General features: G+C 48.1%; 19 protein-coding genes. 2 read left to right on the forward strand and 17 right to left on the reverse strand.

Annotated features, from left to right (window positions below; all coding sequences use genetic code 11):
- Positions 1 to 107 precede the first annotated feature (107 nt).
- The 6 genes from DWY93_RS12645 to DWY93_RS12670 form a co-directional block, all read right to left on the reverse strand.
- A complete protein-coding gene (locus DWY93_RS12645) occupies positions 108 to 1,334 on the reverse strand; it encodes an MFS transporter (RefSeq protein WP_117472458.1) in 1,227 nt (408 codons plus the stop codon).
- On the reverse strand, positions 1,331 to 2,422 hold the full coding sequence (locus DWY93_RS12650; protein ID WP_117472460.1) for a sialidase family protein: 1,092 nt from the start codon (positions 2,420 to 2,422) through the stop codon (positions 1,331 to 1,333). Before DWY93_RS12650 ends, DWY93_RS12645 begins: the two co-directional genes overlap by 4 nt.
- Before the next feature lie 17 nt (positions 2,423 to 2,439).
- Positions 2,440 to 2,880, reverse strand: coding sequence for an RbsD/FucU family protein (locus DWY93_RS12655; protein ID WP_117472462.1), 441 nt, complete (start codon positions 2,878 to 2,880; stop codon positions 2,440 to 2,442).
- Positions 2,881 to 3,150: 270 nt separating this feature from the next.
- Positions 3,151 to 3,564: a C-GCAxxG-C-C family (seleno)protein gene (locus tag DWY93_RS12660; protein WP_117472464.1), complete on the reverse strand. Its 414-nt coding sequence runs from the start codon at positions 3,562 to 3,564 to the stop codon at positions 3,151 to 3,153.
- 57 nt (positions 3,565 to 3,621) lie between these two features.
- Positions 3,622 to 4,065 (reverse strand): hypothetical protein, encoded by a 444-nt coding sequence (locus tag DWY93_RS12665; RefSeq protein WP_117472466.1) that lies wholly within the window; start codon positions 4,063 to 4,065, stop codon positions 3,622 to 3,624.
- A gap of 328 nt (positions 4,066 to 4,393) precedes the next feature.
- Complete coding sequence (locus tag DWY93_RS12670) at positions 4,394 to 5,575, reverse strand: acyltransferase (RefSeq protein WP_117472468.1); 1,182 nt, start codon at positions 5,573 to 5,575, stop codon at positions 4,394 to 4,396.
- Positions 5,576 to 5,905: 330 nt separating this feature from the next.
- On the opposite strand from DWY93_RS12670, the gene DWY93_RS12675 reads away from it, so the two are divergent.
- Positions 5,906 to 6,685 (forward strand): YwaF family protein, encoded by a 780-nt coding sequence (locus DWY93_RS12675; RefSeq protein ID WP_117470453.1) that lies wholly within the window; start codon positions 5,906 to 5,908, stop codon positions 6,683 to 6,685.
- Between the two features lie 201 nt (positions 6,686 to 6,886).
- Here DWY93_RS12675 and DWY93_RS12680 read toward each other — a convergent pair whose 3' ends face one another.
- The 8 genes from DWY93_RS12680 to DWY93_RS12715 all read right to left on the reverse strand — a co-directional run bounded on the left by DWY93_RS12680 (position 6,887) and on the right by DWY93_RS12715 (position 17,952).
- On the reverse strand, positions 6,887 to 7,768 hold the full coding sequence (locus DWY93_RS12680) for a hypothetical protein (protein ID WP_242990618.1): 882 nt from the start codon (positions 7,766 to 7,768) through the stop codon (positions 6,887 to 6,889).
- Between the two features lie 537 nt (positions 7,769 to 8,305).
- Positions 8,306 to 9,601: a phosphopyruvate hydratase gene (eno, locus tag DWY93_RS12685; RefSeq protein WP_117470454.1), complete on the reverse strand. Its 1,296-nt coding sequence runs from the start codon at positions 9,599 to 9,601 to the stop codon at positions 8,306 to 8,308.
- Positions 9,602 to 9,996: 395 nt separating this feature from the next.
- Positions 9,997 to 11,394, reverse strand: a complete 1,398-nt coding sequence (mgtE, locus tag DWY93_RS12690; RefSeq protein ID WP_117470455.1) for a magnesium transporter — start codon at positions 11,392 to 11,394, stop codon at positions 9,997 to 9,999.
- A gap of 573 nt (positions 11,395 to 11,967) precedes the next feature.
- A complete protein-coding gene (locus DWY93_RS12695) occupies positions 11,968 to 12,861 on the reverse strand; it encodes an EamA family transporter (RefSeq protein WP_181968544.1) in 894 nt (297 codons plus the stop codon).
- 141 nt (positions 12,862 to 13,002) lie between these two features.
- Entirely contained in the window at positions 13,003 to 13,953 is a 951-nt protein-coding gene (locus tag DWY93_RS12700) for a carbohydrate kinase (protein ID WP_117470457.1), read from the reverse strand.
- 90 nt (positions 13,954 to 14,043) lie between these two features.
- A complete protein-coding gene (locus tag DWY93_RS12705; protein ID WP_117470458.1) occupies positions 14,044 to 15,483 on the reverse strand; it encodes a serine hydrolase in 1,440 nt (479 codons plus the stop codon).
- A gap of 33 nt (positions 15,484 to 15,516) precedes the next feature.
- On the reverse strand, positions 15,517 to 16,800 hold the full coding sequence (locus DWY93_RS12710; RefSeq protein WP_015552489.1) for an SLC13 family permease: 1,284 nt from the start codon (positions 16,798 to 16,800) through the stop codon (positions 15,517 to 15,519).
- Positions 16,801 to 16,989: 189 nt separating this feature from the next.
- Positions 16,990 to 17,952 carry a LysR family transcriptional regulator gene (locus DWY93_RS12715; protein WP_015552488.1) on the reverse strand — a complete coding sequence of 321 codons (963 nt, stop codon included), beginning with the start codon at positions 17,950 to 17,952 and terminating at the stop codon, positions 16,990 to 16,992.
- 132 nt (positions 17,953 to 18,084) lie between these two features.
- Here DWY93_RS12715 and DWY93_RS12720 point away from each other — a divergent pair, with 132 nt between their 5' ends.
- The gene (locus tag DWY93_RS12720) at positions 18,085 to 18,246 is read left to right on the forward strand and encodes a helix-turn-helix domain-containing protein (RefSeq protein ID WP_117470459.1); all 162 of its coding nucleotides are present in this window, start codon (positions 18,085 to 18,087) and stop codon (positions 18,244 to 18,246) included.
- A 59-nt stretch (positions 18,247 to 18,305) separates the two neighbouring features.
- Here DWY93_RS12720 and DWY93_RS12725 read toward each other — a convergent pair whose 3' ends face one another.
- The 3 genes from DWY93_RS12725 to DWY93_RS12735 are packed head-to-tail and all read right to left on the reverse strand — an operon-like array spanning position 18,306 to position 20,977.
- A complete protein-coding gene (locus DWY93_RS12725; protein ID WP_117470460.1) occupies positions 18,306 to 19,256 on the reverse strand; it encodes a carbohydrate kinase in 951 nt (316 codons plus the stop codon).
- Positions 19,244 to 20,290, reverse strand: a complete 1,047-nt coding sequence (locus DWY93_RS12730; protein WP_015552484.1) for an aldose 1-epimerase family protein — start codon at positions 20,288 to 20,290, stop codon at positions 19,244 to 19,246. The genes DWY93_RS12725 and DWY93_RS12730 overlap by 13 nt, the downstream gene beginning before the upstream one ends.
- The gene (locus DWY93_RS12735; protein ID WP_015552483.1) at positions 20,291 to 20,977 is read right to left on the reverse strand and encodes a D-lyxose/D-mannose family sugar isomerase; all 687 of its coding nucleotides are present in this window, start codon (positions 20,975 to 20,977) and stop codon (positions 20,291 to 20,293) included. It abuts the gene before it with no gap.
- Positions 20,978 to 20,991 lie beyond the last annotated feature (14 nt).

Here is a 20,991-nt window from a genome sequence, read left to right on the forward strand (position 1 = left end):
TGATTCAGTATAAATAAATTGTGAACAATCAACATTTTTCTATTCTTTTTTATTTTTAGTTCAGAAAATGCATACCACGTGTACAGTAATGTAATTTTTACAATTCTTCAGCCATGTTTTTCCATACTGTGGTATAACCGTTCTGCAAAAAATACAGCTGAATTCAGGAATCCCAGAGCAAAGCTAACCAGAATCAGGATCCCCGGATGGAACATATCGCACAGTCTGCCTCCCACCAGGTTTGCAAGGACTGTTCCCACCACACTGCTGACGGTCAGTCCCATTGAAATACTGAAGCTGCGCAAGCGCTCATCCGCCGCCTCCGCAAAGCACTCCACGCTGACACTCATGTAGAACGCAAAACTAGCACACTGCAGCATCTGTCCCAGATAAAGGGCCCATGTACCGGAAAACAGCAGAAAGCAGAACGGTCTGAGGAGATTTGTGATCAGGGCGATCGCCATTCCCAAAAGAGCATGGGAATTCTTCTTTTTCCATGCAAAAGCCAGCAGCATAAGACCTGCAAACTCCACTGCCGCTCCTGCCCCACAGACATTTCCATATGTCTCCGCATCTCCGCCCAGTTCCACGATGATCAGGGAGAGAAAGCTTCCCACCAGACGGTGGCTGAACCAGTAAAATGTGATGATTCCCAGCCAGAACAGGAAACGACGGTTCTGCACCAAAGTATGAAATGCCTGGAAAAAGGAGAGACTTTTCTCTTTCTCCTCCTGTTTCCGGCGATTCCCGAGACTGGTATCTGGAAGAAGAAGGAGACATGGGATCATGAAGAGAAATATCACCATTTGTACGAGAAAATAGCCATCCCAGCCTCTGTGTTTAAAATAATATCCACCAATCACCGACATCACCGCATACCCGATGGACCCGCCGGCACGAACCCGGCTGTAGATCAGATCCGGCTGTTTTTCCCGGCTGATATCGACCCAGGCATCCATCAGCTGACTGAACGGGTAAACGATCCCGGCAGACAGGACCATCCCAGGAAGCATGATCCAGGGCTGGTCCATATATTTTGTACAGAAGATACACAGTGCTGAGATCATTCCGATAAGCAGAAGAAGATACCGCCTTGTTGGAAGAAATGTGTCCGTGATATAACCGCCCACCGGCTCCATCAGAAGATTTGCCAGAAATGTCAGGCTGGTGATGATTCCGCAGACCGTGGCGCTGTAGGCGCGTTCCGTCAAAAACAGGACCGTATAGCTGGAAAATATGCAGTATGCGGCATAGTAAATAAAGTATGCAGAAAAAAACAGAACCGTATAGTGAGAGCCGCTGTTTATTCCAGCGGCCCTCTCGCGTCTCATCATAAAACCTCCAATGGAACAGATGCCAGCAGTAACCTCCTGTTAAAAATACAGTTACCGTCCTGCCATCCTTCCTCATAGAAGCAGTACACCGGACCTGTTCCCGCCAGGTCAGACGCCCCGCCCTCTTCTGCCAGAAGGAAACCATCGTCCCAGTTTTTTCCATCATCTACACTGATGCGGATCGTCAGTTTCTGACGGGCGTCAAGACTCCACCGGACCGCCTCGCCGTTTTTCTGACGCTCCAGTGCCGGTTCATCTCCGTAAGCGCAGTTGACAAAGGCCATCTGTCCGTCTGGAAGTGTGAGCAAAGCTCCGCCGCAGATCGGATCCGGAAGTTTTTCGTTCAGCCATGGAGCTCCCCACTGGACCGCATCCTGTCCTTTCTCCGTTTTTTTGCTCTCACAGAACGCTCTTCTCCGCACTCCCGGGATCTCATGGCGCATGGTGGCAAGCAGAGTTCCGTCACTCCGCTCCGCCACGGAGCTTTCGGTTGGATCACCGATCCCATTCTCCGCTGGAACCGTATTGCTGCAGTGCCACGTCCCGCCCCAGTCATCGCTGGAAAGGCAGGCAAAGCAGGCCGGGAGATGCGCATTCTCTCCACGGCTCAGCCACAGCGGCAATATCAGAGTTCCGTCTTTTTTGCAGATTCCATGGCCCGGAGCAATGGCCCACAGCGTCACCGGCCATTCTTTCCGGAAACCATCGATCAGAGAAGTCAGCTCGCGCTCCTCCCCAAATGTTTCCCCATTATCATGGCTTTCCCTAAGAAACAGTCTTTGATAATCCTGACACCAGAAGAAATATACTCTTCCCTCCGGCGCTGCGATCAGCAAGGGATTATGAAGAAGCTCTTCCCCTTTCGGCGATACCATTGTGATCCGCTCTCCTGCGGGCTGCGGCTGTCCGTCCTTTATCTGATATCTCCTGAAGAATAAAGTTCTGCGGTTTCCTCCGGCTTCCCTGCCCTCATATGCCAGAAGCAGATCCCCGTTGGAAGCCGTAACGATTCCCGGGACACGGTAAGAGTCAAAGCCATGTTCCCCATTTTCCTCCACCAAAACCTTAACACAAGTCTTCTCCGCCATCATTTTTCCTCCCCACTTTACTCCTGCATTGGAAAATCACAGTTAAACTGTGTTACATACTTGTCCCTTCCGGACGTGGAATATAAAACCATTGTACAGCAGCTGCCAAAATCTCCAGTCCGCACTACTGCCTTAGCATTTTTCATTGTCTCCATCAGGCGCTCCTGGCTGATCGTTCCGCCCGGAAGCTGAGGCACGAGAGACTGGATCTTCTGATACATCGCATCATTGTACTGCAGCATCAGCTCAAATACTTCATAGCGCTCCGCAACCAGATCATTCAGGATCGCGCACATCGTCTGCACCAGCGTCGGAACTCCCCGCACGAGAGAGACATCGATCACATTACATCCATCCGGAATTGGCATATTCGCGTCACAGATCACGATCGCATCCTTATGTCTCGCTGTCGCCAGCGCATATCCAAGCTCCGCATTGATCACCGTGTGTTTAATCATTTAATTTCTCCTTTCGTTAAATACGTTATATAACATCATTATTTTATATGACCAGTATAGAGGAATCTGAAAAAAAGGTCAATATTTCTTTTTTCTTTTTTTAATAACATTTAAAATTAAAAAAAGAAGATGCATCTTTGGTGGTATGTTAATACCTTTTTGTCCAACAGGACGTCCCATCAGAATTTCCTGTTACATAAGAAAAAGCCCTGTAAGCTGTTTATATCAACAGTTTACAAGGCTTTGGGGCTTTTTTCTTGATTTTCCAGGTTATTTTTCACTTTCTACAATTAATGTATTATAGAACTCTTCAAATACATCTGCCGCCAGACAGACGGTTTCCAGACAGCGCACATCGTCTTTCTTATAGATCTTTACCAGCTCTGAGCAGTCTGTGTTTCCAAGCTTCTTTCGGAATTCATCTACAAGGTCCGCGCATGTATCCTTAAAACCATCGGTTGCATGGGCACGGGTCTTTACCGTCAGCCGTCCCAGCGCTGCCATTGCGCCGCATAATGCACCGCAAGAGGAGCCGCATCCCATGCCGCCGCCAAACGCACTGACCAGCTTGAAATCATCTTCCGTAAGACCGATCCCGTATTCCTCGTCAATACATCTTAAGATCGTCTCCGCACAATTGTAATCCTGTTCCAGATAGTATTTTTTTACGTTATCTCTCAGCATACTCTCTTCCTCCGATTCTTTTTTCTGACCGAGTCCCAATTCTCTCTCAAAGTACTTTTATGATGAAAAATGATATCGACGCTCAAATTCTCTTTCATGAAGTTTTTTTATTCCTTTTATATGTTCGACATAATCATCAACAAATTTTATCACAGATTCTACTATCTTTTCAATATTATATATAACTTCTTTGTATTCGTCCTGATCAACAATAGCGATATCCTCGTTTATAAATTCTTGATTGGCGACAATTACCGCCTTTGTAAAATCCAGCCCAGAATGGTGCTTTCTCGATCTTTGCGATGCTTGGAAATGATACGCATATTTATGACGTATTTCAGTCCGAAACGGTACACATATCAAGTATCCATGTTGTTTAACAAGAAGACATGAATATGGTCTATCCTCTTTACTTAGAATTTCCTCATACATTTTAGATGGATACCTCTGATAAAATTTTTTGCTTAATTTCTTTATACAAAATTCAATTGATGTATTCATGGTAAGAATCCCCTAAGAAAAATAGACTAGTATAGAAAAGGGAGGATTTCTCCTCCCTCAAAGATTCTTCGCTCGGTCACTTTTTATTTTACCGACGAGTCGGAACCGTCACTCGTCTCATCGCTCGGTCACTTTTTATTTTACCGACGAGTCAGAACCGTCACTCGTCTCATCTGCGAAGGAAAGATTAACTCTTTCACTGATAGTATAGTGGATTTCTTATCGAAATACTATTAGCATTTTTTACAAAAAAGAACACTTGAATTTTACATGCTGCTGTCCATGCGGTACGCCGACAGTAACGGATTTTTTGCAGTTCTTATTCCCCCTATCCTTCCAACTTCCGCCCTCCCGACAGCACTCTCCACACTCCCGGCAGGAAGCGGACAAGGAATTTGGCGAGGATGTAAGAAACCATCACGGCGATCGCCGGAAGCAGGAAATAAACAATCAACGCGATTCCCGCAGCGGATACAGATCCGGCAAGCTGTCTTGCCGCAACAGCTATTCCTTTGTTTACGAATCGTACGACGATAAAATGGATCGCATAAAGGAACATGCTCTGGCGCATCCATGGACGGATCTTCGGAAGACGCACTCCGCAGGCAAAAGCCCAGCACGTCATCGGCACAGCCATACGATAAAAGCAGGTCCAGAGGACGGCTGCTTCAGGTGCCATCATCCTCCGGTAACAGAATACAGAAATCACGACTCCTGCCAGACCTTCTGCAAAACAGCGCCTTCTCACATGGTCCGGAATGCCACTGGCTGTATTTCCATCTTTGTCCTCTGGAGCAGCTTTCTTTTCTTTCGTTCCATGATCTTCCTTCCACCCGGCTGTTTCCTCCTCCATGCTTCTCTCCACCAGCCCGCGCCGATGGACTGCAAAGTATGCAGCAACCGAATAGTAAAGCAGGGCGTCCGTATTCGGATGGCGCATATCCAGATGGAGATGAACCGCAAATACAAGTCCCACGATCCAGAAAAGACCGATCGCCCGATTCTTAACAAGTGCGTAGATCAGCGGTGACACGATGATCAGGAAGATCAGCTGATAAAGATACCAGAAGATCGGCGCATACGCATACTGTGAGACCGCCCGCCAGATCTCCTGCACGGAAAATGGAATGATGTCACGTCCGACCACGGATCGTATGGCGAGAAACCGGGATGTTGCCATATAGCCCAGATAGTAGATGATATTCCAGACTACATAAGGGATCAGGACGCTGAAGATCCGGCTCTTCCATTTTCCGGTCAGCTTCCCCCAGGAAAAATTCCGGAAAAACAGGTAGGAGGACAGCAGGAAAAAGCCCGGAACGGCGATTTGTCCCAGTCCCACCGACACGAAATTTTCGATCCGGTCCGCAAGACTCCATATCCCATCCCGCGCCCCACCGGAAAACAGATCCACATTATAAGAGTGGACCCAGATCACAAATATGCTGAATAGAAACATCAGCCATGATATCTGGTCATGAAATCGTTTTTCTCCGCCGCCTGTCACCATACGCACTCCCCGCAGTTTTCTTTTATCTTATCATATCCCATCTGACATTTCCAGTAAGTGTTCAGTCATTCCATGTATTCCATGTATTTGCCCCGCAGACCGGAGGAAAATACATAATGACCGGCTGACCGTTTTGACAATGTCCTGTGCATGACAGTATTTCATTTGACATAACCAGAAATCCGCACTAATATTTAGCTCAGTACAGGTGCTTTAAAACACAACACCGCGCTTTCCATCTTACAGCGTATTTTAACTTTGTATACACTCCGGCATACAATATTTTTCTTTACCTGCGAATTTTAACTTTGAAAGAAGGTTTCTTTATTTATGTACGCTTTTTTCGAATCCATCCTGCGCGTGACCGCATGGCCGATGACGCCCCCGGCGCCCTATTCCGCCTTTCATATTCTTCTGACACTGTTCGGCGCAGGACTTGCGGTCTTTTTTGCCCGGATCTTCAGCAAAAAAATACGGTCCACATCAGCTCCCGAACCGTATTTTCGCCGTATTCTCTTTTCCTGCGGGGTGCTCCTCTCGCTCATGGAGCTCTATAAGCAGGCATTTTTATATGTCATCGAGTTTGACAGCCACTTCGACTGGTGGTACTTTCCATTCCAGCTCTGCAGCGTCCCCATGTACATCTGCCTGGCAGCACCGCTCCTGCGCTCCGAACAGACACTCCGCCGCGCCGCAACTTTTCTCCAGGACTTCGGTCTGCTTGGTGGAATCATGGCTCTGGCCGTTCCGCCGGGGCTCATGCATCCGTACTGGACGATGACGCTGCACGGGTTTATCTGGCATTTTATCCTGCTCCTTTTGGGGCTTTTATCCTGTATGTCAGGCAGTGCCGGACATACACGGCGGGACTATCTGGAAATTCTCCCGTTCTTTCTCCTCTGCTGCCTGATCGCCTGCGTGATCAACATCGCCGCAGGTCCCACCGCTGATGCCGACATGTTCTACATATCCCCATTCCACCCATCCTCGCAGCCGGTTTTCCACCAGATTGCCTGTGCGCTCGGTATCTTCTGTGGAAATCTGCTGTATGTTCTTTCAATGATAGTGGGCGGATTTCTAATGCATAGAATCTCATCACGGCTTGTCTAAACGTTCCTCGCATAAATAAAAGACCGATCTGCCATTCCATTCTTTGGTTCTTTATGATCTTTGGATATTAGTAAAAAATCAGGTATGGATATATCTGCTTTTTTACTGACCCGTTGCTTCTTATCTTTGGGTATTTATAGTATAATAAAACCATCACAGTCGAACGAAGATGATTCATTTGAAATACGTCCCAAAGTAAGACTATTCATTCATCAGCTTTTCAAATTCTTTAACAGAACCCGCTTTCGCAGCTAACTTTACCAGACAATACAAGTGTTCCTTATCCGCCTCGTCACGGATTTTCTTTTCAAGAGTCGCTGATACTCTTCCTTTTTCTTTTAGCAAACGTAAAATCATTTCAAGTGTTGCCTGATGTTCCCCTCGTTCTATTCCATCTTCTACTCCAACCGAATAAATGCTCATCCTGACATCCTCCCACTCTTCCGATTTCTTGACTTCTTCTACGATCCGGTTCAGATTCATAATTCTCTCATCCCGAACCAGGATCTCCGGATTGTCAAGTTCACTCTTTTTCATATATTGCAGCAGACTGACCAGTTCTGCCCGTCCATTTTTACTGGACATATTTAAAAAAATCTTTTTTGTTCCATCACCCAGATGAAGTCCCTGTATCTCTTCACACTGCTCTGTAAATGTATACATTGCCCGGTCCAGTCCGAAAATATCCTCCTGAGTAATAAATGTGACGATCGTGGACGGTAATTCCCGGTATTTCGTCTTCTTCCCCGCCTTCAGAATCGGTGTATCCAGTAGGCCCTGATAAAATCTGGATCTCCTGCGAACATCATCATTCTGGGTGTCATTCTGCATCTCTGTCACAAATTGGCGCTCGTCTTCCGACTCTGCCCACGCATCCAGCCGAATTGCCCTTTTTCCTATGGCATTTAGAACGACCTCTTCTACATGGACCCGCGCCAATTTCAAGTCCGGTTCATCCATGATAATACTGAGTACGCTTTCATGTGCTTCTGGATACTTCATCACCGATAGAAACAGTGCAAAATCACTCAGATTCACTCCTGCATCCTTGAAGGACGCAAGTTTCTGTCCATTTTCTTTCATTCAATCTTCCTTTCCTGTGTGCGGCAGGAAGATCTTTCCGATTCCTCCCTGCTTGTTTTCATTGGGTATTTAGCAAAGAGTCATCAGATGCTGTTTCCAGCTAAGAAATTTAGAATTTTAGATGTATAGAAACTTTGCCTGAGATAATAAAGACATTGATCTTTATATCTGGCTCTAAGATAACATATTCCTTTCAATAAGACAATGGACCAGACCATAAAATATTATTAAAATCCTGTAAACTGTTACAGTACACGGGCACTCCATGCCCGCGCACTGTAACAGGATTTTGCCGATGCTTCGCATTCCGAATCGGCAAAATCCACTACCACCACTGTATTGTACGGAATTTTCAGTTCAGAAAATTCCTACCCGTGTACAGTAACTGTAAACCTACAAGGTACTCTATCGGCTGCGATTTTCGGGTTCACACCATAAAAAGACCCCCAATAGCCTCATCAGCCGTCGGGGATCTCTTCGTGCAATCATATCTTAAGTTTTAGTTGGAGAATATCTATTTTATATTATAAATCTGTCTTAGTTTACATGAAACGCATCCATTCCCGGATATACCCCATTCTCTCCGAGTTCTTCCTCGATTCTGAGAAGCTGGTTATACTTCGCGACACGCTCGGATCTGGACGGGGCACCCGTCTTGATCTGGCAGGTGTTGAGAGCTACGGCGAGGTCTGCAATAGTCGTATCTGCAGTCTCACCGGAGCGATGGGAGGAGATTGCTGTGTAGCCGGCACGGTGCGCCATCTTGATCGCCTCCAATGTCTCAGATACGGAACCGATCTGATTTAACTTGATCAGGATGGAGTTTGCGCAGCCGAGCTTGATCCCTTTGGAAAGTCTCTCTGTGTTTGTTACAAAAAGGTCATCTCCGACTAGCTGCACCTTCGTTCCAAGCTCTGCGGTCAGCTTTTTCCATCCTTCCCAGTCTTCCTCATCAAGGGCATCCTCGATGGAAATAATCGGATATTTCTCAACAAGCTTTTTCCAGTGCTCGATGAGCTGCTCGGAAGTATAGACAGTTCCTGCCTTGGGGAGCTTGTACTCTCCGGTTTTTCCTGTCTTCCACTCGGAGGACGCCGCGTCCATAGCGATCCTGAAGTCACGGCCCGGCTCATATCCGGCTTTCTTTACTGCCTCGAGGATCGTCTCGATCGCTTCCTCATCAGACTTCAATGCCGGAGCAAAGCCACCCTCATCTCCAACGGAGGTTGCAAGTCCGCGTTCTTTTAAGATCGCAGCCAGTGCATGGAAGACCTCTGCACACCATCTTAAGCACTCCTTGAAGGACGGAGCACCGACCGGCATGATCATAAATTCCTGAACATCAAGACCGGAGGAAAGTGCATGGCAGCCGCCGTTGATAATGTTCATCATCGGAACCGGAAGACGGTTTCCGCCTATTCCACCGAGGAATCTGTATAACGGAATATCTAAGGAGATGGCTGCGGCACGCGCGCAGGCGATGGATACCGCAAGGATCGCGTTCGCGCCAAGCCTTGACTTGTCCTTTGTTCCGTCAGCCTTGATCATGGCACGGTCAACTGCGTAGATATCAGATGCATCCATGCCTGTCAGGGTCTCGTTGATAATTGTATTGATATTTTCAACAGCCTTTGTCACACCTTTTCCACCATAACGTGCCTGATCTCCGTCTCTTAATTCCAGCGCCTCGAACTCGCCGGTAGATGCACCGCTCGGCGCGGTTCCTCTCCCGATGGTTCCGTCTGCCAGATATACTTCCGCCTCAACCGTGGGATTTCCACGGGAATCTAAGATCTCCCTTCCAATGACTTTCTCAATTTCCAGATAATTCATCATCATAAGCTCCTTTCGAGTATCAACGCCAATTACTCTCCCACCCGGATCAGGCAGGAAAAACGACGTGATCTATTGATCTGTCCACCTGCGAAATCAACCACCGGCACATGTTTAGGAAATGCCAGTCAGTATTTCGGTTAGTTTTTTCTAACCATCATGATTTTATCATAGCATCATTTTCAGTTCAAGAGGATCGTATGCCAAAACATTCAATTGAAAAAAGTTGTCGTTACCATAAATTTATCGGCAATTCCCGGAATAAAAAAGAGTGTGTCTTTTTATGTAACAGAGAATTCCTCGAAATTTCCTGCTGCATAAAAAATGGACCATCCTGATATCCTTAGGATCGCCCATTTTTTCTATATTTATTCACATTTTTATTTCATCTGATATCAGCCCGTCACGTGCAGCAGATCAACCAGAAACAGCATCGCCAGTCCATAATAAACCACAATTGCGACAAGGTCGTTCACTGTCGTGATCAGCGGGCCGGACGCAACCGCCGGGTCTACGTTGATCTTCTTAAAGAACATCGGGATCAGTGTGCCGACCATACTGGAGATCACCATCGCTGTCACAAGTGCGATTCCGACACAACCGGAGACAAGCAGCGCATGGTGGATCGGATATCCCTTGATCACGCAGATATAGATTCCGAGGAAAAGCCACGCCATAACTCCAAGAAACAGTCCGTTCACGAAACCGATCTTCATCTCTTTCACAACAAGCATAAGCTTCTGCTTTGCAGTCAGTTCCTCATCCATAAGCACACGGATCGTAACAGCCAGAGACTGTGTTCCGACGTTTCCTGCCATGTCGAGGATCAGGGACTGGAAACACATAACAATCGGGATCACCGCAACGACAGATTCAAAAGCGCCCACAACGGAAGATACTACCATGCCCAGGAATAACAGAATGATAAGCCACGGAAGTCTCTTTTTCACGCTCTCCGTCAGCTTCTCGTTCAGATCCTCCTCCGCAGTCAAACCGGCTAATTTCGCGTAATCTTCGCCCATCTCATCATCCACGGCCTCAACGATATCCTGGGATGTGATGATACCGGCGATCGTTCCGTCTTCCTGCAGTACCGGGATGGAATCCTCAGCATAATCCTTGATCTGCTCGATACAGTCCGCAACCTTTTCATGATCCTTGACATACGGATAGGAGTGGCTGATCAGGTCCTCAAGGTCCGTATACTCTCTTGCGATGATCAGATCCTTCAGATCGATCGCACCGTAAAATTTATCCTCGTCATCGATCACATAGATCGTGGAGATATTGTCGTTTTCCCCTGCCTGCTCGATCAGTTCCCGCATCGCCTGGCGGATCGTCAGGTTATTGTGGATCATAATAAAGTTGGTAGTCATGCGGCTACCGATCTCATCCTCATCGTATGAGAACAGGAGTCTTACATCCTCGCTGGCTTCCTTATCCAGCATACCGACGATCTTATGCTTCGTCGTCGCATCCATCTCTTCCAGGACATCCACCGCATCGTCGGAGTCCATCTCGGAGACGATCTTTGCGGCGCTCTCGATCGGAAGCTCCTTCAGGTACGGCTCCGCGTCATCTAAGTACGCAAAGATCTCCGCAACCCGCTCCACACCGATCAGCGGATAGAGTTCCCGCCTCTCATCCGGCGTCAGCTTTGTGAGGGCATCCGCGATATCGTTATCATGATAATCGGATAACCGGTCGATCAGCTCCTCCTTCGGAAGTCCGCTGCGGATGATCTCGACCAGTTCTTCCACATAATGTTGTTCTTTTAAAACTTCTGTTTCCATTTCTGCCTCCTTTTCCGTTGTAACTGTCCTTTATCCGTCCAGTTACTTTTTATCATCAGGACTGTGCGTATCTTCGCGCCTCCTGATCGAATTGCCTAATTTCGGCAACAAAAAGAACACCGCCCAGGATAATTCCTGGCGGGGTCCAACCATACATCGCTGTGATGGACAGGCCGTTCCCTTGCGGTGTTCTCGAGACATCTCAATCTGGAATCCAGCTATCAGAGGGTTACATCATCGCACTGATAGCCGCATTCTGCGCCTGTCTGTTTTTCACACCGCATTTCGTACTTCGCCCTGTACTATCGCAACTATCCATGCAATTCACCTCCGTAAAATTTCTTGGTTTTAAATATTCTCTGCGAAAAAAGGAAACTGCTGCGTGCAGATATCTTTTTCCGCCCACAGCAGTATAACATTTTTCCATAGGAATTGTAAAGTAAAAATCTGGCAAAATAAAGGTAGGACATACGGTTAAAACATGTAAAATGTTCCGGCTGTCTGCCGTCCTGATCCTCACCGTCCACGATAACAGAAATACACGTCCATCCGGAAAAAGCCCGTAATTTTTCTCTACCTCATCAGCACCACCGTTGCCAGAATACACGCAAACCCGATCAGATCCGTCGGAGAAAAGCTGGAGTGCAGCCAGACGACGGACAAGGTTGCCGCGGTCAATGGTTCCAGACAGGACAGGAGTGCCGCTTTTACGGGGCCTACCAGAGCGATCCCCTGGAGGAATAACGTAAACGCACCGACAGTCCCAAGCAGGACGATCACCGCCATATAGAGCATCGCCCGTCCGTCCAGCCCTGCCGGGATCCTCCAGCTCTGGGCGATCAGGGACAGGGCGATCCCGCCGATGAACATCCCCATTCCGGACACCGGGATACTTCCGCGGTGTTTTACCGGTGCTCTGGAAAGCAGGGAGTAGCTTGCCGCGCCGATTCCGGCCATGAGTCCCCAGAAGAGTCCTCTCGGTGTGAGCTCCATGTTTCCGGGCTTTCCGCCGGTGGCGAGAAGCCAGACACCAAACAGCGCCAGAATAATGCAGAATACGGTCCGTTTATCCGGTGCTGTCCTTGTGGTCAGGCAGACATAGACTGCGATAAATACGATGGATAGATTCTGGATCACCGTTGCGGTTCCGGAATTCGTCCATTTGATGGCGCTGAGGTACGCGTACTGGCAGAGCGCCAGACCCGCAATGGCAAACAGAATGATCTCTATAAGACCTTTTTTGTCTTTTCCAAGTTCTTTCAGATTCAGGCTGTGCTTCGCAAATGCAAGAAGCAGTAATATGATCCCCGCCGATGTCATTCTCACCGCCGTCACCCACGTCGTGTCTACCGGATACTGGGAAAACAGCGCCTCACTGCAGGTTCCCGAAAGTCCCCAGCTCGTCGCCCCCGCCGTGCAGCAGAGAATTCCAAGTTTTTCTCTCTTCTTGTCCTTTGTGTCTGTCATAACACCCTCCAGATAATCGATCTTCATGATATCGTCATTGCAGCCTGCCCGCCTGGACCTGCTGCCCTGACATTTGAATTATATCGGGATTCCGAAGATGTGTACAGCAGAATTTCCATAAAAAGCCGAATTTGTCTTTCTTTACATCCGGTCAAGAACCGTCTCTTCCTCCGGAATACTCGGAATCCCGCCCGACTGTGTCGTGGAGATGCTTGCCGCCGTGCAGGCGAACTGACCGATAAATCCAAGTTCTTCCGTGCTGAGCTCTTCCGGCGCTTTTCCTGTCTTTAACAGTCTGGACACCGCGCTTCCTCCGAAGATATCCCCGGCTCCCGTCGTATCGATGGGCTTTACCTTGGGGCACTTCGCATAGGCAGCGCCATTCTGATTTGCAAGATACGCTCCCTTAGGTCCCATAGTGACCATGGCGAGGCAGATCCCAAACTCGTCGAGCAGCTTCTCTGCCGCCTCCTTCTCGTCCGTGATCCCCCAGAGGAATTCCACCTCCTCATCGCTGATCTTCACAACATCCGCATGAGCCAGCCCCCATAAGATCTGCTCTTTCGCCGCGTCCGTTGTCTCCCAGAGCGGAAGTCTTAAGTTTGGATCAAAAGTGATGAGCTTTCCATGCTCTTTCGCATATTCCACACACTTTTTCGTCGCCGTGCGGACCGGATCATCGGTAAGACTCAGGGTTCCGAAGTGAAACACCGATGCCTCATCGATCATGGTAAGATCGATCTCCTCAAAGCTCAGTCTCGTATCCGCTCCCGGTTTTCTCGCGAAGCTGAAGGAACGGTCACCTTCCGGCGAAAAAGTCACAAATGCCAGTGTCGTAAACACGGACGGATCTGTCAATATCCCCTTTGTCTCAATTCCGGCTTTTTCAAATGTCTTTAAGAGGAGCTTTCCAAAGGCATCATCTCCGACTTTCCCGAGAAATGCCGTCTTCATTCCGTATTTATTTAACGCTGCAAGGAAATTTCCCGGCGCTCCGCCCGGATTCGCCTTCATCGTCGGATATCCGTCCGCATCCGTCTCCTTCGCCGCAAAATCGATCAGAAGCTCACCAAGAGCGATCACATCGTACATTCCAATACCTCCCTGCACTCATGGTGCAACAGTATATAGGAATCCCCCTTTCCTGTCACGACAGCTAAAAGGGGGATTTTCTTTATATTTTTACTGTTCTTTCATACAAACGGTCGGTCTCTTTAAGTCCTGCGAATTCATGTTCACCCACCGATCCATTCTTACATCTCCATGATCCCATGTGAGCGTCACATGATCCCAGAATGCCATTTCCGGATATCTCCATTCCATCATCAGGACATCCGGAGCTGTCCAGTAAGCGATCGCTGCGATTTTTGAGACAGGCTGTTCATACTGATGATGAAGATAAGCTCCCGTCATCGTCGTCGTGCCATGGATCCAGTGGTCCAGTCCGGCATGGACCTCATGGACTCCTCTGTCATCCTCCATCCGATAGATCAGATCCTTGTCTTCTGTCGGACACAGTTCTATTTTTCTGATCCCATCCACATGATTCTCAGGAATCCATGTCATTTTCTCCAAGATCTCCTTATGTCCCGGTACAGAACAGTTTTTTCCTTCCAATGTCATCCGCAGAGCTTTCTGCTTCAGGACGTCATCCATAGTCCCGTCTGTGATCAGCCTTCCATCATTTTCTTTTACCGGATCGATCACCTCTTTCTGGAACAATTTCATCGCCTGATACCCGCTGTCTGCAGCTGTGACGGCAAATACCATATCTAAAGCCGGAACAAGTCCGCATGTCTGCCCGAACATTCCCCGGGCTGCCCAGATGTCTCCGGCATGATCCCAGTGGAAGTTATACTGAAGTCCATCCACCGGATCCAACGGATCTGTATATCCGAGCGCATGATCGATCCATTCCTCCGAAATCAGCTGTTTTCCGTTCCACTTTCCTTTATTCAGGTAAAGCAGTCCGATTCGGAGCATGTCCCCTGTTGTGAGTGAAACTCCGTTTCCCCCCGAGCAGACACCTTCCGGGCTGAGCATCCATGGAAAGTCTGTCAGACCGATCTCCTTTCCGACTCTCTCCTGAACAAGTTCCCGGCATGTCTTTCCGGTAAGTTTTTGCACGATATAGGACAAAATGTAACTGTTTCCGCTGGAATACATGAATGTTTTCCCAGGCTCCTTATCAAACGGTATTTTAAAATACGCATCTTTCCAGCTTGTCTTTAAAGGTCTCCATTCGTTGCCGCCGACGGAGCGCTCCTGTCCGTTCCGCATGGTGATCATATTGCGGATCGTACATTTTTTTAAATACTCATTTGCTTCCGGCTCATATTCCGGAAAATACTTCAGGATCGGATTATCCAGATCCAGAAGACCATCATCATAAGCCAGAGCAACCGCCGTGTTGGTCAGTGTCTTCGTGAAGGAATGCATGATATGCGGAATCTCTGCTGCATACGGAGCATTATAAGCTTCAAATATCACGTTTCCATGTCTCGCGATCATGATCCCATGGATCTCGGAATCTGCTTTTTCACAGGCATTCAGAAAATTAACAATATATTCCGGATTCACTCCTTCTGCTGACGGCCACGAATATCTCAGTTCTGTTTTCATAGTCACTCTCTCCTTTTTAACGATCCATCTCTGTTAGAAGAATGGGAATACCTGCGGAAGGATCGCGATACATAAGATCCAGGAGATGATCAGCAGCGGCCAGCCAAATTTTGCAAAATCCTGGAATTTCAATTTTGTAAAGATCATCATGGTCTGATTTGTTCCTGATGCGATCGGTGTCAGGTAAGAGCAGCCGGCTCCGATTGCAATCGCAAGAACGATCGCCTGTGGGTTTGCTCCTAATGCATTTGCAATGGAGATACCTACCGGAGCCAGCATTCCTGCGCATGCCATGTTATTCATGAAAGAGGTCGCAATGGAAGCGCCGATACATAAAACTGCGGTGATCAGATACAGGTTTTTGGATTCGCCGATAATGTTGATGATCATATCGCCAAATACCTGTCCAAGCCCACTCTGGTTCATAACTGCGATCATTAAGTTGATGCCTGCACAGAACAGGATCATCTGTGAATCCAGAGATTCCAGTGCCTCTTTTGGTGTTACAACCGTTGTCAGAACTGCAACTGCGATCATTGCATATCCGATAAAGTTCGGATCGATCGAGATCACCTTCAGGGATTTTAATACAAGTGCTGCTACAAATACAAGGAATGTGATGCCAACGACCATCTGTTTTCTTCTCTGTCCGCTTGTAAGAGCTTTTTCTTCTGTCTCTTCGCCAAAATCATCATAAGATGCACACCAGCGGTTCATTACGATCATATAAATTCCGCCGACGATAAAGATCGGAATGCCAACCCATGCAAAATCAAGCATGCCGAACAGCTGGAGACCCGCTTCCTCTAATGCGGTGTTTGCATACACGTTCGTCGGAGTGCCGATCAATGTGATCGCGCCGCCAAGTGTCGTTGCAAAAATAACAAATAAAACCAGTTTGGAAAGGCTGATCCGGTTCTTTCTTGCAATACTCTTGAGAACCGGAAGGAATGCCAATGCTACATAACTGTTCTGAAGGACTGTAGAGATCAGTCCTGATACCAGATACACGATCGCAAAGATCATCATTTCTTTCTTTTTCCCTGTCTGGGAGCTTGTCATGTGATCCACGAAATCCCCGATGATGATGTCCAGACCGGTTGCTGCGATCATACCGGAAAACATACAGATAATGATCATCAGATGCAGGCTGGAGCTGTTAAGCACCGCATAAATATCTTTTGCCTCCATAACTTTTGCCAATAAAACAACGGGAGCCATGCAGATAAATGTCATCCAGTTCGGAAGTTTCGGGTGTGCCAGTACCGCCACAAAAATGATCAGACATACAAATGCCCATATTAATGTCGTACTCATGAAAATTTCCTCCTTCGTTGAAATTTCTTACTAAATTTCCCACAATCATTCAGTATCCTCATAGTTACGATTTTATGTCGGCCGACATCTTTCATCTGTCCTTATTGTAAAACATTCTCCCGATCTTTTCCAATGCCAAAACGAAAGAGGGGCATAGCTTTATGCTATGCCCCTTCAAAAAATCTATTCCTATTCCCTTTCCTTCATTTCCCATGTTCCAAAGCGCTGCATGATCTTCTTTTCACCTTCCCGGAGCGCACGTCTGATCAGAGCAATGCAGCATTTTTCCTCTTCCGAAAATATTTTGTTATGCAGATAAGCCACGCCGCAGGAGGAAGTCTCTTCGCCTTTGATCAGATAGACCTTTAAATTGGCTGACTGGTTCAGATAGGCCAGATGGCCGGTCGATACAATACAACATCCAAATCCATTCTCCGCTGCCTGCAAAGCAAGCGTACTGCTCGTCACGACCAGACGGGGAGCAATGCTGAGCTTTTGTTTCTCCAGGATCCGGTTGATCCCTTTTCTCACAAATGTTGTTTCATCCTGAAAAATATAATCCATCGGCGGGAGTTTTTTCATATCGATCACAGGGAACGATCCCTGTTCCCCATATTCCGCATACGTTTCGAGATCATATCGTTTCGGCACTACCAATACATAGAAATCACGGTACATCAGATCATAATCAACATTTTTTGAAAGGTCGGCCATTGGACCGATCACAAAGTCATATGCCCATTCCTTCAAGGCTTTCTCCATGTCTTTTGAGAAAATATTATATATTTCGACTCCACAGTCCGGGTATTTTTTCTCTACCTCCTTTACTACATCAAATGCGGCAAGAGAAGCAGCATTTAATGGCATTCCGATCCGGATCCGGCTCTTCTTTTCTCTTTTCAGTTCTTTCAGCTTGGAGTTCATCGTTTCTTTTAACAATTTTATTTCTTTTGCATATTCCAGATAAATTTTCCCAGCTGCTGTCAGCTCCGTTCCATTCAGCGTCCGAACAAACAGATTGACTCCCAGTTCATTTTCCAGGTTTGAAAGGTACCGGCTCAGCGATGGCTGGCTGATATACAGCATTTCCGCTGCCTGCGAAATACTTTTGCATTCTGCCACAGCGATCACATAATCAATACTTCTGTCCATATCCTTTCCCCTTTTCGCAATTTATAGCAAATAAATCCGTCTTTCCTCTTCTGCGTTTCTATTTCCATTCAGTATACCAGAAAAAAGGAATTTCTGCCAGAAGCCGGCGCCCGCATTCCAATAAAAATGTAAGTGATTTCCTGCAGGATCATAAAAAGCCGGGAATTCCCGGAAGATCCCAGCCTCACCATCGCTGAGATCGCCCAGAATACCGGCTTTTCCTCACAGGGTTATTTTACAAACTGCTTTAAGCGAATCTTTGGATGCACGCCAAACAAATACCGGAAACAGTGAGTCAATGCCACTCCACATAACACCGGCCTCATCGCCTAAATACATCTTTCCATTTATCCCTATATTCTCTCCAGGACCACATCTTCCTCCGGAATACTCGGAATCCCGCCCGACTGTGTTGTCGAAAGACTCGCCGCCGTGCAGGCAAACTTGCCGATAAAGACAAGTTCTTCCACTCCCAGCTCTTCCGGCTTCTTCCCGGTCTTTAAGAGTCTTGAAACAGCACTCCCGCCGAAGATATCCCCGGCTCCTGTCGTATCGATCGGTTTTACCTCCGGGCACTTTGCGTATGCAGCGCCGTTTTGGTTCGCTAGGTACGCCCCCTTCGGTCCCATCGTGATCATCGCGAGGCGGATCCCGAACTCATCGAGGAGCTTCTTCGCCGCCTCTTTCTCATCCGTGATCCCCCAGAGGAACTCCACTTCCTCATCACTGATCTTCACCACATCGGCATGTGCAAGTCCCCATAAGATCTGCTCCTTTGCCGCATCCGTTGTCTCCCAGAGCGGAAGTCTTAAGTTTGGATCAAACGTGATGAATTTTCCCTGTCTCTTCGCATATTCCACACATTTTTTCGTCGCCGTGCGCACCGGATCATCCGTGAGGCTTAAGGTTCCGAAATGGAAGACCGATGCCTCATCGATCATCGCAAGGTCGATCTCCTCAAAGCTCAGTCTCGTATCCGCTCCCGGTTTTCTTGCGAAACTGAAGGAGCGGTCTCCTTCCGGCGAGAAGGTCACAAACGCCAGCGTCGTAAACACCGACGGATCAGTCACGATCCCCTTTGTCTCGATCCCGGCTTTCTCAAATGTCTTTAAGAGGAGCTTTCCGAACGCATCATCTCCGACTTTCCCGAGAAATGCCGTCTTCATTCCGTATTTATTTAACGCTGCAAGGAAATTTCCCGGCGCACCGCCCGGATTCGCCTTCATAGTCGGATATCCATCCGCATCCGTCTCCTTTGCCGCAAAATCGATCAGAAGCTCACCAAGAGCGATCACATCGTACATTCCAATACCTCCCTGCACTCATCTTCCAGCTGTTTTATCTCGTCTTTTCCGTCCAGGATCTGGAATCGGATCCGGTTCTCATGTTTCTCAAATGGCTTTAAACTCTGCGTCTTTCCGGCCCGCCCGTCAAATCCGCAGTTCGTCGGCTCCAGCGCCATCGCAAAATCTCCGGCCGCCGTGCTCTTCCACTGGGTCAGGTAGGGGATCACAGATTTTTCAAAACGAATGCAGAGCCCAATCTGCAGCTCGTCATTGACAAATGCCGCAAACGTATTTCCATTACGATCCGCTGCCAGCTCATGCTGGAATACCTGCTCCGGCGCATGCTCCACCGGCTCCTCCATGACGTTCCAGGCCGCCGCGCCTGCCTTTGCGTCCGCATCTCTCGGACCGCAGAAGATCGATGGCATCACGACCCGCAGCCCCGGCACCAGAAACGGGTATCCGGCATTGCAGTGATAGAGAAAACAGAGCGGCTGGTCCTCAAAGCCCTGATTTTCGATCTCGTCCGTGAATACGATCTCCCGGCTGCCGTAAGTCGTCTCAATCGTTCGTCTGAGTACCAGGTTTTCACCAAAGATCTGTGCCTCCCGCATCTCCCCGGACACCAAAATCTTATACTCCCCGTTCTCCCAGAACGCGTCCATGGAGATCTTTTCCGCCGGGGTTGTTCTCATCCGTCCGTGAACCGGATATTCCACACCGTCCACCACCCGGTTTCCGTGGACATTTCCAAGACCGCAGGTGAACATCGCGCCGCCCATAATGGAGCGCACCGCCTCGTCTCCCGCAGTATCATAGGGATTTCTCCCCTGAAGCCCCGGTTTTGTGAGGAGACTTAAGTTGATCCCCTTATACCGGATCCAGGCCGGGTCCAGGCATTTATCGAGCATCAGCGGAAGCTCCAGCGGTCCATTATGAATCATCGCACAGCGAAGTCCCGCTGCCCGCCCATCCTGAAATTCCATCTGACGGACTCCGGCGATCTGATCCATATGACCGCAGACCGCCATCAGCGTTTTCTGATCTGTCATCTATTTTGCCTCCGGATATTCGTTGCACAGCAGACGATACGGTGCTTCATCCTCCTCGATCTCCGGGAATCTTCCCATCTTCTCATAGAAACGGTTGTCCACGTTGTCATCGTTGCACTGGCTGACCTCACCTAAGAGAACCGGGCCGCTGCCCTCTTCCACCTCGAAATCATGGTACATGTACGGGTAGATGGAAATGCTCTCGCCGGGAGTCAGGCGCACCTGGGTGCCGGCCGGAACGACCATCTCTCTGCCGTCCACATGGACATGGACATCGTTCACTTTATCAAGGTCCTCATCCTTTGTGGAATTGTATACACGAATCAGCACATTTCCGCCGCCGCGGTTGATGATGTCCTCCATCTTTGACCAGTGGAAGTGCATCGGAGAATACTGTCCTTCTTTGATATACAGGAGTTTTTCCGCGTAGGATTTTGTATATTTGTCCTTCATTTTCAGGTTTCCGTTCCGGATCGTGATCAGGGAGAACCCGACTTTATCAAAATCACCGAGACCGTAGTCTGTGATATCCCAGCCTAACATATTGTCACGGATCTCATCGTAATCATGTCCTTTTTCCTTCCACTCTTCCGGTGTGAAATTACAGAACGGCGGGATCGCAAATTGGTATTCCCTGATCATCTGTTCCATCTCTTTTAAAGCCGCGTTGATCTCACTGCGTTTCATACAAATGTCCTCCT

Source organism: Clostridium sp. AF28-12, from assembly GCF_003435225.1.
Lineage (GTDB): Bacteria > Bacillota > Clostridia > Lachnospirales > Lachnospiraceae > Pilosibacter > Pilosibacter fragilis.

What these genes read in the sequence shown, in the direction of transcription:
- DWY93_RS12675 (WP_117470453.1), top strand. Translation starts at nt 5,906, where the DNA reads ATGTACGCTTTTTTCGAATCCATCCTGCGCGTGACCGCATGGCCGATG.
- DWY93_RS12730 (WP_015552484.1), bottom strand. Translation starts at nt 20,290, where the DNA reads ATGACAGATCAGAAAACGCTGATGGCGGTCTGCGGTCATATGGATCAG.
- DWY93_RS12670 (WP_117472468.1), bottom strand. Translation starts at nt 5,575, where the DNA reads ATGGTGACAGGCGGCGGAGAAAAACGATTTCATGACCAGATATCATGG.
- mgtE (WP_117470455.1), bottom strand. Translation starts at nt 11,394, where the DNA reads ATGGAAACAGAAGTTTTAAAAGAACAACATTATGTGGAAGAACTGGTC.
- eno (WP_117470454.1), bottom strand. Translation starts at nt 9,601, where the DNA reads ATGAATTATCTGGAAATTGAGAAAGTCATTGGAAGGGAGATCTTAGAT.
- DWY93_RS12650 (WP_117472460.1), bottom strand. Translation starts at nt 2,422, where the DNA reads ATGGCGGAGAAGACTTGTGTTAAGGTTTTGGTGGAGGAAAATGGGGAA.
- DWY93_RS12645 (WP_117472458.1), bottom strand. Translation starts at nt 1,334, where the DNA reads ATGATGAGACGCGAGAGGGCCGCTGGAATAAACAGCGGCTCTCACTAT.
- DWY93_RS12680 (WP_242990618.1), bottom strand. Translation starts at nt 7,768, where the DNA reads ATGAAAGAAAATGGACAGAAACTTGCGTCCTTCAAGGATGCAGGAGTG.
- DWY93_RS12735 (WP_015552483.1), bottom strand. Translation starts at nt 20,977, where the DNA reads ATGAAACGCAGTGAGATCAACGCGGCTTTAAAAGAGATGGAACAGATG.
- DWY93_RS12665 (WP_117472466.1), bottom strand. Translation starts at nt 4,065, where the DNA reads ATGAATACATCAATTGAATTTTGTATAAAGAAATTAAGCAAAAAATTT.
- DWY93_RS12660 (WP_117472464.1), bottom strand. Translation starts at nt 3,564, where the DNA reads ATGCTGAGAGATAACGTAAAAAAATACTATCTGGAACAGGATTACAAT.
- DWY93_RS12695 (WP_181968544.1), bottom strand. Translation starts at nt 12,861, where the DNA reads ATGACAGACACAAAGGACAAGAAGAGAGAAAAACTTGGAATTCTCTGC.
- DWY93_RS12710 (WP_015552489.1), bottom strand. Translation starts at nt 16,800, where the DNA reads ATGAGTACGACATTAATATGGGCATTTGTATGTCTGATCATTTTTGTG.
- DWY93_RS12715 (WP_015552488.1), bottom strand. Translation starts at nt 17,952, where the DNA reads ATGGACAGAAGTATTGATTATGTGATCGCTGTGGCAGAATGCAAAAGT.
- DWY93_RS12705 (WP_117470458.1), bottom strand. Translation starts at nt 15,483, where the DNA reads ATGAAAACAGAACTGAGATATTCGTGGCCGTCAGCAGAAGGAGTGAAT.
- DWY93_RS12655 (WP_117472462.1), bottom strand. Translation starts at nt 2,880, where the DNA reads ATGATTAAACACACGGTGATCAATGCGGAGCTTGGATATGCGCTGGCG.
- DWY93_RS12725 (WP_117470460.1), bottom strand. Translation starts at nt 19,256, where the DNA reads ATGTACGATGTGATCGCTCTTGGTGAGCTTCTGATCGATTTTGCGGCA.
- DWY93_RS12700 (WP_117470457.1), bottom strand. Translation starts at nt 13,953, where the DNA reads ATGTACGATGTGATCGCTCTTGGTGAGCTTCTGATCGATTTTGCGGCG.